The 15,426-nt window shown below is 65.4% G+C and carries 14 protein-coding genes; 7 read left to right on the top strand and 7 right to left on the bottom strand.

Annotated elements, in window-relative coordinates; genetic code table 11:
* Positions 1-1,117: M48 family metallopeptidase (locus HMPREF0058_RS06355; protein WP_040319741.1), on the top strand; the 1,117-nt coding region annotated here is incomplete at its 5' end.
* Positions 1,118-1,204: 87 nt separating this feature from the next.
* Here the strand turns inward: HMPREF0058_RS06355 and HMPREF0058_RS06350 are convergent.
* A complete protein-coding gene (locus HMPREF0058_RS06350; protein ID WP_006548919.1) occupies positions 1,205-2,278 on the bottom strand; it encodes an LLM class flavin-dependent oxidoreductase in 1,074 nt (357 codons plus the stop codon).
* Between the two features lie 252 nt (positions 2,279-2,530).
* Between HMPREF0058_RS06350 and HMPREF0058_RS06345 the strand changes: the two genes are divergently transcribed.
* Both HMPREF0058_RS06345 and HMPREF0058_RS11815 read left to right on the top strand, forming a co-directional pair.
* On the top strand, positions 2,531-4,180 hold the full coding sequence (locus tag HMPREF0058_RS06345) for a bacterial Ig-like domain-containing protein (RefSeq protein ID WP_040319740.1): 1,650 nt from the start codon (positions 2,531-2,533) through the stop codon (positions 4,178-4,180).
* 100 nt (positions 4,181-4,280) lie between these two features.
* A complete protein-coding gene (locus tag HMPREF0058_RS11815; protein ID WP_006548917.1) occupies positions 4,281-5,192 on the top strand; it encodes an alpha/beta fold hydrolase in 912 nt (303 codons plus the stop codon).
* Here HMPREF0058_RS11815 and HMPREF0058_RS06335 read toward each other — a convergent pair.
* From HMPREF0058_RS06335 to HMPREF0058_RS06315, 5 genes are all read right to left on the bottom strand, one after another.
* A complete protein-coding gene (locus HMPREF0058_RS06335; protein ID WP_024036016.1) occupies positions 5,167-6,030 on the bottom strand; it encodes a DUF3152 domain-containing protein in 864 nt (287 codons plus the stop codon). The two genes, HMPREF0058_RS11815 and HMPREF0058_RS06335, sit on opposite strands and share 26 nt — an antisense overlap.
* A gap of 168 nt (positions 6,031-6,198) precedes the next feature.
* Positions 6,199-7,083 carry a patatin-like phospholipase family protein gene (locus HMPREF0058_RS06330; RefSeq protein ID WP_006548915.1) on the bottom strand — a complete coding sequence of 295 codons (885 nt, stop codon included), beginning with the start codon at positions 7,081-7,083 and terminating at the stop codon, positions 6,199-6,201.
* Between the two features lie 117 nt (positions 7,084-7,200).
* Positions 7,201-8,172, bottom strand: a complete 972-nt coding sequence (locus HMPREF0058_RS06325; RefSeq protein WP_006548914.1) for a diaminopimelate dehydrogenase — start codon at positions 8,170-8,172, stop codon at positions 7,201-7,203.
* A 763-nt stretch (positions 8,173-8,935) separates the two neighbouring features.
* On the bottom strand, positions 8,936-10,066 hold the full coding sequence (locus tag HMPREF0058_RS06320) for a sensor histidine kinase (RefSeq protein WP_006548912.1): 1,131 nt from the start codon (positions 10,064-10,066) through the stop codon (positions 8,936-8,938).
* A 104-nt stretch (positions 10,067-10,170) separates the two neighbouring features.
* Positions 10,171-10,830 carry a response regulator transcription factor gene (locus HMPREF0058_RS06315; RefSeq protein ID WP_006548911.1) on the bottom strand — a complete coding sequence of 220 codons (660 nt, stop codon included), beginning with the start codon at positions 10,828-10,830 and terminating at the stop codon, positions 10,171-10,173.
* 183 nt (positions 10,831-11,013) lie between these two features.
* Between HMPREF0058_RS06315 and HMPREF0058_RS06310 the strand changes: the two genes are divergently transcribed.
* Genes HMPREF0058_RS06310 through HMPREF0058_RS06295 form a run of 4 tightly spaced genes read left to right on the top strand, consistent with a single transcriptional unit; the run spans position 11,014 to position 14,553 of the window.
* On the top strand, positions 11,014-11,526 hold the full coding sequence (locus tag HMPREF0058_RS06310) for a hypothetical protein (RefSeq protein WP_006548910.1): 513 nt from the start codon (positions 11,014-11,016) through the stop codon (positions 11,524-11,526).
* A gap of 11 nt (positions 11,527-11,537) precedes the next feature.
* The gene (locus tag HMPREF0058_RS06305; RefSeq protein ID WP_006548909.1) at positions 11,538-12,659 is read left to right on the top strand and encodes an efflux RND transporter periplasmic adaptor subunit; all 1,122 of its coding nucleotides are present in this window, start codon (positions 11,538-11,540) and stop codon (positions 12,657-12,659) included.
* Entirely contained in the window at positions 12,656-13,354 is a 699-nt protein-coding gene (locus tag HMPREF0058_RS06300) for an ABC transporter ATP-binding protein (protein ID WP_006548908.1), read from the top strand. Before HMPREF0058_RS06305 ends, HMPREF0058_RS06300 begins: the two co-directional genes overlap by 4 nt.
* Positions 13,354-14,553, top strand: a complete 1,200-nt coding sequence (locus HMPREF0058_RS06295) for an ABC transporter permease (RefSeq protein WP_006548907.1) — start codon at positions 13,354-13,356, stop codon at positions 14,551-14,553. Before HMPREF0058_RS06300 ends, HMPREF0058_RS06295 begins: the two co-directional genes overlap by 1 nt.
* Positions 14,554-14,902: 349 nt before the next feature.
* Here the strand turns inward: HMPREF0058_RS06295 and HMPREF0058_RS13180 are convergent.
* Positions 14,903-15,426: transposase family protein (locus tag HMPREF0058_RS13180; RefSeq protein WP_500861371.1), on the bottom strand; the 524-nt coding region annotated here is incomplete at its 5' end.

Below are 15,426 nucleotides of genomic sequence, written 5' to 3'. Positions count from 1 at the left end.
CGTCCACGGACTGGGCGGCGTACCGGGCCTGCGCCACCCTGCGGAGATGCCGCTGGTGTGGGTCAGCGCGGTCGTCACGGTGCTCGGCTACCTGCTGTGGATCGTGACCCTGGTGTGGATGGCGCTGACCGGTGACGCCGTGGAGGAGGGCACCGCCGGCGAGATCACCACCGAGCTGCACAACCTGCTCACTGACGGCGGGCTCATCTCCCAGGTCCTCCTGATCCTGCCCGTCATGCCGATCGCCATCTGGATCATGCGTGCTCTTATGTACGCCCAGCTTCGCGGCCAGGGCGTGCAGATGAGCCCCACCCAGTTCCCCGAGGGCTACCGCATGGTGGTTGAGGCAGCCAAGGCCTTTGGCATGCGGCGCGTGCCCGACGCCTACGTACTGCTCGGGAACGGTCAGATCAACGCCTTTGCGGCCGGACACGGCTTCCGTCGCTTCGTGGTGGTCTACTCCGACCTGTTCGAGGTCGGCGGCGCCGCCCGCGACCCGCAGGCACTGCGCTTCGTTATCTCCCACGAGGTCGGCCACCTGGCGGCCGGGCACGTGGGCTACGTCCGTCTCCTGTTCACTCAGCTTGCCGCTCAGATCCCGCTGCTGGGCCCCGCGCTCTCGCGCGCCCAGGAGTACACGGCGGACAACCACGGCTACGCCTTGGCGCCTCAGGGCGTGCCCGGGGTCATGGGACTGCTCGCCGCGGGCAAGTACCTGGGCTCGCAGGTCAACCTTCACGCCCTGGCGGACCGCGCCACCCGAGAGAAGGGATTCTGGCTGCACCTGAGCGTGTGGATGGCCTCCCATCCGGTGACGACCTGGCGCGCGCACGCGCTGCGTGACCGGAGACGGCCCGGTCGCGTCATGTTCCGACCCCAGGAGACCACGGCGTGGTTCCCGCCCGTGCAGCCAGCCGGCTCCCTGCCCTCCGGGGTGTGGCCGACCCCTGCCCAGGTCCTGGCAGTCCTGGACGCCACGCAGCCCCAGGGCACGAGCGAGGAGCAGTTCGGGCGCTACCCGGGCGTGCACTATGACGTCCCGCGTGACGTGCTGCGCCTGGCCGACCCGAGGCCACGTCCCAGGGACGTCTCTGAGCACCAGGCACCGCCCCAGTAGCCTCCGACCCGCGACACCTCCAGCCCGCCTCCTGGATCGCGCCCTCGGCGTCCGCCGCGAGGCGGGCTGGAGTCTGCCGTCTGCCCCTCAGTCCAGCGCGTACCCCGTAGCCGGGCCGGACGTGTTGGGCTGCCAGCCCAGCGCCGGCGCCACATGCTCGGCAAAGGCCTGAAGGACGTGCAGGTTGTCGTCCACGCCCAGCTGGCTGGGAATGGTGAGCATGAGGGTGTCCGCCTCCTGGACGGCAACATCGGCCGCCAGCTGCTCTACCAGCACGTCCGGCTCAGCGGCATAGGTCTTGCCAAAGGTCGAGCGAAGACCGTCGATCATGCCGATCTGGTCCTGCGAGCCTTCGCCACGCAGACCGAAGAGCTGACGATCCAGATCGGAGACGATCGGGAAGATCGAGCGCGAGACGCTCACGCGTGGGGTCCAGCCATGCCCAGCCGCCCGCCACGCGTCCTTGTACCACCTGATCTGCTCCAGCTGAAGATCCGCGAAGGCCGCACCGGTGGCCTCGGTCAACAGGGTCGAGCTCATGAGATTCAGTCCCTGCCGCGCCGTCCACTCGGCAGTCTCACGCGATCCTGCTCCCCACCACAGTCTGCGCTGCAGGCCGGGAGAGTGCGGCTCGATACGTAGGCCAGGAGTGGTCAGCGGCTCGCCCTCCATGAGCATGCCGCCCTTGTCCAGCTTGGCCTGGGGCACGCCGTTGACGGCCGCCAGAAGCCGCTCAGTGTGCGCGTAGGCGATATCGGCGCCACGAGGGTCGGTGGAGCCGGTGCAGCCGAAGGACTCCCAGCCGCGCAGCGCCTGCTCCGGGGACCCGCGCGAGATCCCGATGGCAATGCGTTGGTCAAGCAGGAGATCCAGGGCGCCGAGCTCCTCCGCCAGGTAAAGCGGGTTCTCGTAGCGCATGTCGATCACACCGGTGCCCACCTCGATCCGCTTGGTCCTCGCGCCGGCCGCCGCGAGGACGGGGACGGGCGCCGCCGCCTGGCGGGCATAGTGGTGGACTCGCCAGTAGGCGCCGTTGACGCCGATCTCGTCAGCTCCGACGGCGATCTCGACGGCGTCCTGGAGGGCCTGAGCAGCGCTGAGGTCACCAGGGCCTCGCCCGTGTCCGTAGTGGCCAAAGCTAAGGAATCCAAACGACTTCATGTAATCTTCAACTATATAGGTTGTCACCCTATTCCCCTCACTCCCACCCTTCAGCGTGACTCCACTCATGGCCCGGGCTATGGCATGACAGTCACTGCGAGGCTCTCCCTCCCGCGCGTCACCGCCACGCGGTATAACCTCTATGCCCCCTCACGCGGCAGACCAGCCCCGCAAGACCCACCCCCCTGAACCGCGGGCCGCGTCCCTGGCCCGATACGCCGAGGCGGGCTGTACCTCCCTGAAAGGACCGCCATGAGTATCCGCACCTGGCGACGGCCGAAGCCTGACGCCCTCCGACGCCGTCACTACCGCCCCTTGCTCGCTCTCGCCCTGGCCGCCGGACTCGTCCTGCCCACCGGGCTCGCAGCCCCACTGGCCAGCGCCCAGACCCCCGCCACCGCAGCGGTCTACAACGGGACAAGTCCACACACCGCCGCGCCGGACTACCTCGGGATCACCCGCGCCCTGCGCTTCCAGGTCACGAACCGATCCGGCGACGTCGAGGAGACCAACAATGCCTCGGGCGAGCAGTGGTCGGCGCACGGCATGGACAACGCCGCGCTCATCGACGTCGACCAGATGGCCTCCCCCTCCGCTCTCAGCGCCGCCCTGACGCTGACCAACACGACTGACTCCGCCGTCACGCCGAGCGCCAGCTACCTCCTGCCAGAAGGACGTCGCACAAGTCAGGACCCCAGCGCCCCGCGCCTGGCCGTCTCAGGACCAGCACGTCTGGACGGCGCAGCCAACCTGACCCTCAGCTACGACAACGACCAGGCTCCCAAGCTCCTTCGGCTCACCGGCACCCTAGGGGCCGGCAGCTCCGCGACGGTGACCGTACCCCTGACGCTGACCAACCTGGACACCTTGGACATGTCCCTCGGCGGGTTCTCCGGCACCTACGCCTCGATCCAGGAGAACGACATCACCGTCAGCTCCCAGCGACAGACACGGCTGGCGACCGCCTGGGTGCGATTCGTCACCTGCGTCAAGGCCTCCAACGGCCAGGACTACCTCGCAGGCACCCAGCCCTACCTGGGCACGGTCCTAGATAAGAAGACCAGGACCTACACCACCGTTCCTGCCCAGGTGCAGGCTCTCATGCCAGCGATGTCTGCCTCAGACTTCGTCACCGAGATGGTCAATCGCGGCGACTCCTCAGCGAACTACCAAGGAGTCGTCTCCAACTTCATGAGCTCGGCCGCCCAGGACACCGCCCTGTACAGCGGCAGCCTGTACTACCTCGACCTCACCCGCATCAAGGCGGCGTTAGCCGGCTCGGGATGGTCGGTCAACAACCTCACCCACGCCGGCTACCACAACGACACGGACCAGGTCTCCGACGTCTACGCCTACCAGACCTGGGGCCGCGCCGTCATCACTGATTCTGACGGCCAGGCCAGCCAGGTCTCAACTGACCGCCAGTACGTTGAGCTCTACCAGGACATCGAGGCTCACGACCTGAGCCTGTGGGTCGGGGACAGCTACTCCCCGCAGGACACCCTGACCTGGATCCGCACCTACGACGGCCAGGGACTTGCGCTGGACGACCCCCGGGTCTCCTACGACGCCTCGGCAGTCGACACCTCCGCCGCTGGGGTCTACCCGGTGACTTACACCTACCAGCCTCGCCCGGGCGGGGAGACGGTCACCCGCACCATCCACGTCACCGTGCGAGACCGTGCACCCGGGCCCACCCCGACGGCGTCCTCGGCACCGAGCACAGCCTCGCCCCCGCCTAACGCATCAGGCTCCGCGCCCACGCCGTCGTCCGCTCCGAAGGCCCAGGCCCGCAGCCTGGCCCGCACCGGTACCAGCACCACCGCACCGGCAGTCGTCGCAGCCGCCGCTGTCGTGGCCGGCGCCCTCGGCACGAGCCTGGCGCGCCATCGGCGCCTCTGACGCCGTCACCGTGGGTCCAGGAGCCGGATCCTGATCCGGTCAGACAGAGCAGGGGGTGGTGCGAGAATCTCTCACACCACCCCCTGCTCCAGGACCAGCCATGCCCCGCCACCACACGCCCTCCCACAGTCTCGCCTCCCAGGACTCGCAAGCCACCCGTCGCATCCAGGAGCGAGTCGGCCGCAACTACCTGGACTTTGACGAGCCACCTGCCCCCGACGCCCACGTCCTGGTCCGCGCCGTCGGTGACCGTCGCGTGCGCGCCTGGGACGTGGCGCAGCTCGACGGCGAGGGCGGCCCGGTCTTCGTCCTCCTGCACGGCCTGGGAGCCGGTGCGCTGCTCTTCCAGGAGGTTATCGAGGAGCTGCGGCGCTACGGACGCGTGCTCGTCGTCGACCTCCCCGGCTTCTCCAACCTGCCGCGCCCCCGCAGACCCATGACGATGGAGGACTTCGCCGCCAGCGTCGAGGCCCTGGTCGAGCGGATCGACCTATCCGAGGAGCTCGACGTGGACAACCCCGTCCTCATCGGGCACTCGATGGGAACCCAGGTCGCCCTGGAGCTAGCGCGCCGCGCGCCGCGCCTGGCTGGTCGGCTTGTGCTCATCGCACCGGTCATGGGCCCTGGCACGCAGCGACTGGACCACGCCGCGCTGGCCTTCGCTCGCTCCAGCCTCCACGAGCGCCCGACTGGGGCCCTCGTCTCCATCTCCGGCTTCCTACACGCCGGCCTGGTCTGGCCCGCCCGGACCCTGCCCTTCGTGCTGCGTTATCCCTTTGCCGAGCGCGTCAGCGCCATCGGCGGGCACCTGGAGATCGTGCGAGGCACCCACGACCTGCTCTGCCCGCAGGCCTGGGCCGAGGAGCTGCTCGAGCGCAGCGGCGCCACCGGCTCGGTACGGGTGGCCGAAGGCGCCTCGCACCAGGTCATCCTTGACCACGCTCACACCGTCGTCGAGGCTGCGCTGTCCGCAGCCGGGAGCGTGCCTAACCGGGCTGACCGTCCTGAGTAGGCCAGGCGTTGGCCAGGCAGCGATCCAGGCCACCGCTCTGCTGCATCATGGTCGGCGCCTTGAGCCCCTCCCCCGGGCAGCGCTGGTGCCCGCGCCCCAGCCAGTGGCCCACCTCGTGGTTGACCAGGTAGGAACGGTAGGTCTCGGCGTCGGGGAACCAGGGCACGAGGTAGTTCCAGCGATCGGCGTTGAGGTTGACGGTCGCTGCCTGGCGGCAGCTCCACCGCCCTTCGGTGCTCAATGGGGCGCACAGCTGGTCCGTCGTGGCGGGGGTGGCGATGTTGAGAGTGAAGTCGGCCTCGGCCGGGTCCTGGACCTGCTCGAAGCTGACGTCGTCGACGCTCGCCCAGCCCCGGTCGTCATTGAGCACAGCGTTGACAAAGGGGGCGATCGCGTCGGCGTCGATCCCCGTCCCGCCTTCCACCTGCAACAGGTAGCGGTGGGTTCCCGAGCGCAGCGTACTAGGAGTCTCAAGCGCCGCTGCCACGCGCCAGGTGCCGTCACCGGCGGTGTCCGAGTGAGCGATCCCCATCTCGTCGATGCGGGCCACCGGTGGCGCCGAGAGGCCTGGGGAGTCCGCGGCCTCCTGTTCCTCGCCCTCAGAGTCTCCGGTCAGAGCCAGCGGCGCCTGGGCGGCGGGGGAGGCCGTTGTGCTCGGCGTGGCCTGCGCCGTCGCCGCCAGTCCGAGCGCCGCCTGCGCCTCGTGAGGCGCCAGAACCGGGCGCAGCAGGACCAGTACGGCAGACACCGCCACCACCACGAGGAGGGCACCCAGCCACACGGCCCGAGGGCCGCCCGGAGCCGCGGCCAGGCGCAACAAGCGGGAGGGGGTGTGCACGCAGGCGTGGCCGGGAGACAGGGGCCGGTGAGAGGGACCCGGCCGACGGCGCGGTGCCACTGGCCTGGCTGACGAAGCCACGCGACGCTGGTGGCGGCGGGGCGGGCGGGTCCTCATGCGGCCATTGTGCAGGGCGGGGCGGCGCCCTGGAAAGGACATCTCAGTGCCTCACAGGCCAGCAGTGTCGAAGGCCTCACGCGCCAGGTCACGCCCGACCTCGATGACGCGATCGGCCTCCTGGAAGTCGGTGACCCGGCAGGTCTCGATCGGCACCGAGATCATGACGTCAGGGCGACTCATGGCCGAGCGCCCCAGCTCGATCTGTCCCTGCATGACGTCCAGGGTGGTGGAGAGCATGTCCGCCAACGTCACCGAGGGCGTGGCCGGCTTGCTCTCAGTGGCGACGCGTCCTGGGATGAGCTGACGCAGGCTCTCAGGCAGGCGGTCAATCCAGCGCTCCAGCTCGGTAGCGGCAGCCTCACGGTCCGGGGAGCTGGGATCCAGGCCCAGACGCCTGCCAAACAGAGAGACACCGACGATCAGCTCGGCTTCCTGGCTGAGCGAGGGCTCGATCGGCAAGGGATTGAGCACTCCACCATCCACCAGCAGCCGGCCGCCCAGGCGCACCGGCGTGAAGACGGTCGGGATCGAGATCGAGGCGCGGATGGCCGGGACGAGCAGGCCCTCGTGGAACCACACCTCACGCCGACGCTCGATATCCGTAGCCACGGCCGTGTAGGGAATCGGCAGGTCCTCGATGCGCTGGTCCCCGACCAGGTCCTCCAGGAGCCCGACGATCTTCGTTGCCCGTAGCAGGCCGGGTTGGGTCAAGGTGAGGTCGGCGAAGCGCAGGACCTCGGTGCGAGACATCCCGCGGACGGTCTGCGTGAAGCGATCCATGGCACCGGCGGCGTACAGGCCACCGACCAGGGCACCCATCGAGGCGCCTGAAACAGCAACGACCTCGTGCCCGCGAGCCGTGAGCTCCTCGATGACGCCGATGTGCGCGTAGCCGCGGGCACCGCCAGAACCGAGGACAAGTGCGATCTTCATGACCCTCCTCCCCCGTCCAGTATCACCCGGCTGGGTCACCAGGGCCAGCCTGGGCGCCGCCGGCTGTCGCCCGGCATCCAGTCCCCCGCTGGGCGCCCGGCGCCCAGCCCCCGGGCTTTACAGGTAGTGGGCGCGCAGGTCCTCAGCGCTACGGGCGGACAGGTCGGCGAGCGTGAGGTCAAAGACCGTGCGGGCCCCACGCTCCCCACGTCCGGCCATGGCGACGACGGCGCGCGCCACCGCCACCAGGACACTTCCGGTGAACTCGGGGTTCGAGCCCAGGGCGAGGTCGAAGCCGATCGTGGCAGCCACGCCGTCGGAGGTCTCGCCACGGCGGATGACCTGGCCCCCGTGCGGGATGCCTGCGTGACGGGAGGCCAGCTCCTCGGCGCTGACGAAGGTGACGGTGGTGTCATAGTCGGCGAAGTAGTGGGGCATGGCCTTGATCTCGGCCTCGATGCGGGAGCGGTCCGCGCCCGGCTCCGCCACGACGTAGCAGTCGCGGGTATGCATGGTGCGGGCAGTCAGCTCAACCGGCTCGCCCGCCTTGACCGCCTCGACGGTGGCCGGGACAGGACGGGTGTACTGCTTGGCGTCCGCCACGCCGTCGATGCGGCGCAGGGCGTCAGAGTGACCCTGGGAGACGCCAGGGCCCCAGAAGGTCGTGGAGGCGCCGTCGGGCAGGACGGCCTCGCCGAGCACGCGGAGCATGGAGAACAGACCCGGGTCCCACCCAGCCGAGATGACGGCAAGGTGCCCTGCCTCGCGGGCGGCGGCGTCGACGGCGGCGAAGTGCTCGGGGATGCGAGCGTGGGTGTCAAAGGAGTCGACGACGTCGAAGTAGGCGGTAGCGGCCGGGGTCTGGGCGCTCAGGTCCGTGGCCGAGCCGCCACAGTTGAGGCACACATCCACCTTGTCCGCCCAGTTCGGCATGTCGTCGAGGTGGGCGACCGGGGCACCGGCTGTGGTGAGAGTGGCCGGATCACGGCGCGTGAAGATGACGACGAGATCCATGTCCTCGTTCTTGGCGATGGCACGCTCGACCCCGCGGCCGAGGTTGCCGTATCCGTTGATGGCGACGCGGATCATGTATTCTCCTGGTGTCTGGGAGCCGGTGCACCGTCCACCCTACGGAAGGCTGGTGTTGCCGGCAGGTGACGGTCCAGAAGGTGGCAAGCGGCGCCGGAGCCCTGTGCCAGCCTCCGCGGCTCCGCCCTCGGCTTCCGCAACCTCACCCACTACATCGCTCGGTCGCTGCTCGAAGCCGGAGGGTTTAGACCCGCGCTACACCCTCGTTCGTGAAGAGCCCAAAAACCTACCCTCTACCAACACATCCTGTCCGACCTCGCAGTTGAGACCAACCAACTCAAAACCCCAGTTTCGCCCACCACACCAACCAAAACCCGGAATAAAAACAACACCAAATGTCCTATAGCCCGCACACCACCCTCGTGTTGTATTCGAGGTCAACGCGGCGCAGCTGGTGTGCTGATCGGTGAACTTGCTTGAAGGGCTGCGGTTCGGGAGTGTGAATGTGAGGGAGGGTGTTGCTGGTTGGATGACGTGTGTGAAGGTGTCCACTGTTGCGCCACACCCTGACCGAAGGATGGGCCTTCACGAAGCCCTATCCCTCACAAGCAGACCACCTCGCGGCCCTGCCCGACTGGATCTACTTCCACAAACACCACAGGCCCCACACCTCGATCGGGAAGCAACCACTAATCACGAAACTGAACAAGCTCCCCGAATATCACACCTAGCCGCACTCACGCAGAGCTCGCCTTCCTCGCGCCAGGGTAGGCATACGGGCGAGGTCGGCTCCGCCCACCTCGCCGCATACCCGCCCTGCGCGTCAGATTGGAGCGGGGCCGCCTTCGTCAGATTGGGGCAAGTCCGAAGTCGCCGCCGACATGTCGAAGAATACGAGCATTCCACCCTCTACGCGGGGGGTCAGAGTCAGCGCCGCATGATGCGCGTCGGCGATCGTCTGTGTGATGGCCAGTCCCAGCCCATGCCCGTTGTCGCGCGTCGATGAACGCCCGCTCGCTTTGACGAACGGTTCGACGAGTTCGCTCACGCGCGCAGGATCTACGCGAGGGCCGTCATTGCTGACCGACACCCGTGCGGTGTCACCGTGGTGGCCGTGGGAACGAACCTTAATGTCGATCATCCCCCCGTCGACATTATGAACGATCGCATTTCGGACGAGGTTCGACAATGCCTGCCGCAACAGCACATGGTCACCTTCGACAATTGTCGACGTCAGCTGTGTGCTGACTCTCAAGTTTTTCGCAGCCATCTGCTGCTTCAGGGGAGACAGAGACTCGCGCATGATGTCCGCGAGATCCACAAGTTCACGATTGAGCGTCCCCATCTGTGCGTCTGACAGATCGAGCAGCGCATCAAGGGTCTCGGCGTTCGCCGAATTGACCTGCCGGATCTTGCCGAGAACGTCTCGGAAATCATCAGCGGTCACTTGAGGGTCGCTCAAAGTGACGTCAACGAGGGTTTGAATCGTCGCCAGCGGGGTGCGCAGTTCATGCGACGCATTGGCCGCAAATCGCCGATGCGTTCCAATGGACGCCTTGACGGATTCCTGCATCGCATCGAAGGCATCCGACAGGTCGCGAATCTCGTCGTGTGGGCCACCCAATGCGACCGGCTCGTCGAGGTTTCCCTGCGCGACGCGTCGTGCAGCATCCGCCACGGTCGCCACGGGAGTCAGGACGCGCCCGGCGACGAACCAGCTCACAGCCGCCGACACAAGCGCAAGAATGAGAAGGGCGACGAGCGAGGACGCGAGCAGGGCGTTGAGGAACTCGTTGAAGAGAGTGAGTTGCAGGCTGATGTCGAGGGCTCCTCCGTCGCTCGGCGAGCCCAACGACAGCTGAAATGGAACGAATCTCATGTACGCGTAGACGACCGCGATAAGGCATCCGCCCGACAGAGTCACCAGTCCCGTATAGGTGAGAGTCAGTGACATGCGCAGAGGGAGCCTTCGACGGTGCCGCACGCCGTCACGCAAGCGCGTTTCATGATGTCCCATCAGCTTCCTTCTCACTCGCTAAGGGCGAATCGACATTCTGCTCATCGTCCGAAGCGATATCCGCGTCCGGGAACGGTTTGAATGACCCAGGGCTCGCCCAAGCGGCGCCTCAGGTGCGAGATCGTCACGCGGATCGCATTCGTCAGCGGGTTGGCGTTCTCGTCCCAAGCCTTCTCCAAAAGGGTTTCTCCACTCAGCACTCCCCCGTCAGCCTCCATAAGTACTGCGAGCACGGCGAATTCCTTCGGGCTCAAACGCACGAAGCGACCATCGCGCGTCACTTCGTGCCGGAACGGGTCCAAGCTCACCCCATACCCTTCGAGAACGGGTTGGCGCGCAGGGGCAATACGACGCTCAAGGGCACGAATTCGGGCGACGAGTTCTGGAAACTCGAAAGGTTTGACGAGGTAGTCGTCCGCCCCCATCTCCAGACCGCTCACCTTATCGTCGAGCGTTCGCGCAGCAGTGAGCATGAGCACACGTGTTCCCGGACACGTCAGGGTCAATTCCTTGCACACATCGTCTCCGTGTACGCCGGGAAGGTCACGGTCGAGGACAACGACGTCGTAGTCCGTCATCGAGATGCGGTCGAGAGCGTCCTCGCCATCGTAAACGACATCCACCGCCATCGATTCATGCCTGAGTCCCCGCGCAACAGCGTCGGCGAGGAACACCTCGTCCTCGACTACCAGAACCCTCATACTCCCCCTCTACGCGTCTCAGTCTCCGCGCCGTTGAACAACCACGCCTCTTCAGAGTATTCCCTCAGTGTTTCGAAAACATAAGCAAAAAGAGCAACACTCTCGCAACACCTCATCGTGTCAAATATCGCCGGTTGACCGGTACAGATTTCGCCTCACCGATCAACAAGGAATCAACGAGGCATGAACAACAAGGAGAATCCGTTGAAGGCTCGCAGCAAGCTCGCCACCTCTGCTTCCGCGCTCGTCCTGATGGTCGCATTGGCGGCCTGCTCGTCCGGCTCTCAGTCCTCGCAGCAGTCCTCCGGCTCATCCCCGTCCTCCTCTTCGTCATCGTCCTCAGCGAGCTCCGTCGAGGACTACACCCTGGCCTTCCGCCAGTGTCTGCGCGATTCCGGGATCGACATCCCCGATCCCAAGCCGGACCAGGACGATCAGATCCCCGCCGACATCGACCAGGCCGCTTTCGACAAGGCCCTTCAGAAGTGCACCGACAAGCTCGGTCCCGCTCCGGTAACCGATGCGGACGGTTCCGCCGGGGCAGACCTCACGGAGATCGGTATCAAGACGGCGGAGTGCCTGCGCAAGAAGGGCTTCGACGTTCCCGATCCGAAGGCTGGCGAAGGCATCGTCTTCAATAACGTTCCCAAGGAAGAGGTTGAGAAGTGCTTGTCGACGGTTGAGGACATCAAGTGAGGAATACCACTATGGCGCATGATCAGAAGAACTCCGCGACGTCCGTTGAGCCGCGTCGCTCGAAGAAAAAATGGGCTGTAGCCGCAACGATCGCCTTCCTCGTCCTCGCTGGCAGCGGCGCCGCAATAGGGACCCACTACTACGGGCAGACCCAGGCCGCCGACTCCGAGGCACAGAGCTTCACCGGTTCGACCGAGAAGATCGCCAAGGGCACCCTGTCGGGAGAGACCTCTTTGACCGCGACTCTTCGCTACTCGAATTCACACGGCGTCGCCTCCGGATTCGACGGCGTCGTCACGTCTTTGCCCAAGCCCGGTGACATCATCGGACAGGGGCAGGAACTCGCCGAAGTCGGCGACGAGCCTTCCTACCTCATGCACGGTTCAGTGCCGGCATGGCGCGAGCTGAACATCGACTCAACGAATGGCGAAGACATCCACCAGCTAGAGACCGCATTGAAGGAGCTGGGATTCTTCGAGGACGAACCGGATAATTGCTTCGACTGGGTGACCCGTAAGGCGGTCGTCGCTTGGCAGAAGGCGAACGGGCTCAGGCAGACCGGCACCATCCCTCTGGGGCGCATCGTCTTCGAGCCCCATGACCTGCGAGTCGGCCAGTTGAGTGTCCGTCCCGGTGACCGAACCTCAGTGGGCGCCGAACTGTACAAGGCAACGTCGACCACCCAGACCGTTGAGGCCGAAATCCCCCTCGCGAATCAGTCCCTGGCAACCATTGGTCGAGAGGTGAGCCTTCACCTGCCCGACGGGACGACAACGACTGGGAAGATCGCGACCGTCGGCACGCCCACGGATAAGAAATCCTCGGAGTCTTCCGACCAGAAGACCCGCATCATCCCGGTGACGATCACGCCCGATGATCCGGAAAAGACCAGCGCTTTCCAAGAGGCCTCGATCACCATCGGGCTGCCGTCCGAGTCGAAGGAGAACGTCCTGCACGTTCCGGTGAGTGCGCTCATCGCCCTGGACTCCAAGACCTTCGGCGTGGAGATCGTCAATCCAGATGGAACAACGAAGAAGGTCCCCGTGACGACCGGCCTGTTCGCCGCAGGACGCGTCGAGATCAGCGGCGAGGGCATCGCCGAGGGTGATTCCGTGGTGGTGCCGAAGCAGTGAGCGCCATTATCGAATTAGATCAGGTGAAACGCTTGTACGGCGACCCTCCCGTGGCTGCCTGTGCGGGTGTGGACCTGCGCGTCGAGTCCGGCGAGTTCGTCGCGATCGTCGGGCCCTCCGGGTCGGGCAAATCCACATTGCTCAACCTCATTGGGACTCTCGATCGTCCGTCCTCGGGAGTCGTCAGCATCAACGGTGTTGATGTCTCGACCCTGTCAGACGCGGAATTGTCGGCGCTGCGCGCACACTCGATCGGCTTCGTGTTCCAGCAGTTCCACCTCGCCGAGGGTTCTTCCGCCCTCGACAATGTGGCCGACGGAATGCTCTACCTCGGGGTTCCCCGATCGGTCCGCCGCCAAAAGGCGCGCGAGGCCTTGGAGCGCGTCGGTCTTGCGCACCGTCTCGATCACCGTCCCCACCAGATGTCGGGCGGCGAGCGCCAGCGCGTCGCAATCGCCCGCGCCGTCGTCTCGAACCCGCCTTTGCTCCTGGCAGATGAGCCGACGGGGAATCTTGATTCCCGCTCCGGTGAGTCCATCGTCGAGCTGCTCCACAGTCTGCACGCCGAGGGCACAAGCATCGTCGTCATCACGCACGACAATGATCTGGCAGCCCGCTTGCCGCGTCGCGTCATGATCCGCGACGGACGCATCGTGTCCGATTCGCAGAACGATTCGCTAGAGGAGAGCGCCTGATGTCACGATCCGACACTCGCCTTGCTTCGCACCTGCGCGGTTCCGATGTCGTGCGACTCGCCTCCACTGGAATTCGCGCGCGTCCGACTCGAGCGCTCCTGTCGGCGCTGGGAATCGCCATCGGCATCGCCGCGATGATCGCCGTCATCGGGATCTCTCTATCCTCACGTGCCCAACTCGCCAATCAACTCGATGCGCTGGGGACCAACATGCTGACGGCAACCGCAGGCTCCGACCTCGCCGGTAAGCAAACGAAGTTCTCCGAGGACGCCGTCGGGCGAACACTCCTCATTGACGGAGTCGAGGCGGCATCGTCAACGCAAAAGCTTCCCGCGAATGTCTACCGTTCGTCTCTTTCTAACAAGCAGGCGACCGGCGGCATTGAGGCGCTCGCCGCCGATGAACGCCTCCTCGACGTGGTCGCTGGCGAACTCGATAAAGGCACGTGGCTCAACAAGGCAACGGGTTCGTACCCGACGGCGGTCCTCGGTGCCACGGCCGCCGCGCGCCTCGGAGTGGTCTCCCCCGGATCGCAGATCTGGCTCGGTGACTCGCTCTACACCGTCATCGGCATTCTTAAGCCGGTGGTCCTCGCCCCCGAGCTCGACTCCTCGGCCCTCATCGGCCAGGACAATGCGCATTCCGCATTCGGTCAAGACATGCGTCCGACGACCATTTATGAGCGTTCCAGTGACGATGCGGTGGCGAAGGTCCGCGAACTCCTCGGACCGACGCTCAATCCGCAGGCGCCCACCGCCGTCGAGGTGTCGCGGCCCTCGGATGCGCTCGCCGCTAAGAATGCTGCGAATCAGGCGTTCACGACTCTACTCGCGGGAGTCGGATCCATCGCCCTGCTCGTCGGTGGAATTGGAGTCGCCAACACGATGATCATCTCCGTGCTCGAACGGCGCCGTGAGATCGGTTTGAGGCGAGCACTGGGCGCCAAACGCTCGCACATCCTCATTCAGTTCATCGCCGAAGCGCTGCTCCTCTCGTTCCTCGGCGGAGCACTCGGCTGCGTCATCGGAGTGAGCGTCACCGGCGGAATGTCGTTGGTGAACTCGTGGCCCTTCTCGCTACCCGCATGGGTGATCGGGGCCGGACTCGGCGTGACGGTCGTCATCGGCGCGATTGCTGGCTTGTATCCGGCTATCCGCGCGTCGAAGACCTCCCCGACCGCCGCGCTCAACGCGCAGTAGCCCATAGCGAGCGAATCCCCCTGTGCACACCGCTTTCAACGGTGTGCACAGGGGGATTCGGGGTTATAGGACAAAATGTGTTGCTCGGGGGTTAGTCCCACTCGTTTCGGTAGGGGCTTGTGTGGTGGAGATCGTGCCATGCGATAGCGTCCCCACCGGGGGGATGACACCGTTGGCAGGGTGGGCGTGTGAGGCGCGTTCCCATTGGGCTTCAACCTGAACGTCTGGCAGAGTCGCGCAGTTCTCGGGGGGACCCGGTTTCAGTGTTCCACGCTCGTTCCACGCGCTATACAAGTTTGCCCCGTGACTCCAACTTTCCGGGTTATAGGACAAATTGTGTTGCTGGGGGTTAGTCCCAGGTGTTGTTGTATGGGGTGGAGTGGTGTAGTTCGTTCCATGCGACGACGTCTCCCCATTTTGGGATGATCTCACTGGTTTGGTGTTTAAGGCTGGCTTGTTGCCAGGCGTTTTCTATGTCGGTGTCGGTAGGCATGGTTTTAAGGATTTGCGCGGCTGGTAGCGGGTTATCGGTGTGCATGTAGCACCACCAAAAGATTGCTTTGATACGCCGGGTTAGACGCATGCCGCGATGGTCGCGCAGCATTTGTCGAAGAGAGGAGTTTACTGCGCCCTCGATTTGGTTATTCATAGCCGGCATAGGCATTTGCCAGACGGGATCACAAAACGTGAACATCACGCCACGACTGATGAGCTTGTTAATACTGTTACGCACTCGAACTAAGCGCTCATGAGTGTAGACCCACCCTGTAGCAGTAAGAGTTTTCTCGGCTAAAAAATCACTCCAGTGCTGGTCCCAGGCCTGGTAGTCGGCCATCCAGGCCAGGGCTTGGCCGCTGTTTTTAACCCTTAACA

This window comes from Actinomyces urogenitalis DSM 15434, assembly GCF_000159035.1.
Classification (GTDB): Bacteria; Actinomycetota; Actinomycetes; order Actinomycetales; family Actinomycetaceae; genus Actinomyces; species Actinomyces urogenitalis.
Note: the sequence above shows the minus strand (reverse complement) of the source record. Positions and strands in the feature narration are given on the sequence as shown.

Coding starts and splice junctions, on each gene's coding strand:
- HMPREF0058_RS06330 (WP_006548915.1), bottom strand. CDS start 7,083: ATGAAGATCGCACTTGTCCTCGGTTCTGGCGGTGCCCGCGGCTACGCG.
- HMPREF0058_RS06305 (WP_006548909.1), top strand. CDS start 11,538: ATGGCGCATGATCAGAAGAACTCCGCGACGTCCGTTGAGCCGCGTCGC.
- HMPREF0058_RS06350 (WP_006548919.1), bottom strand. CDS start 2,278: ATGAAGTCGTTTGGATTCCTTAGCTTTGGCCACTACGGACACGGGCGA.
- HMPREF0058_RS11815 (WP_006548917.1), top strand. CDS start 4,281: ATGCCCCGCCACCACACGCCCTCCCACAGTCTCGCCTCCCAGGACTCG.
- HMPREF0058_RS06295 (WP_006548907.1), top strand. CDS start 13,354: ATGTCACGATCCGACACTCGCCTTGCTTCGCACCTGCGCGGTTCCGAT.
- HMPREF0058_RS06345 (WP_040319740.1), top strand. CDS start 2,531: ATGAGTATCCGCACCTGGCGACGGCCGAAGCCTGACGCCCTCCGACGC.
- HMPREF0058_RS06310 (WP_006548910.1), top strand. CDS start 11,014: ATGAACAACAAGGAGAATCCGTTGAAGGCTCGCAGCAAGCTCGCCACC.
- HMPREF0058_RS06325 (WP_006548914.1), bottom strand. CDS start 8,172: ATGATCCGCGTCGCCATCAACGGATACGGCAACCTCGGCCGCGGGGTC.
- HMPREF0058_RS06315 (WP_006548911.1), bottom strand. CDS start 10,830: ATGAGGGTTCTGGTAGTCGAGGACGAGGTGTTCCTCGCCGACGCTGTT.
- HMPREF0058_RS06320 (WP_006548912.1), bottom strand. CDS start 10,066: ATGTCACTGACTCTCACCTATACGGGACTGGTGACTCTGTCGGGCGGA.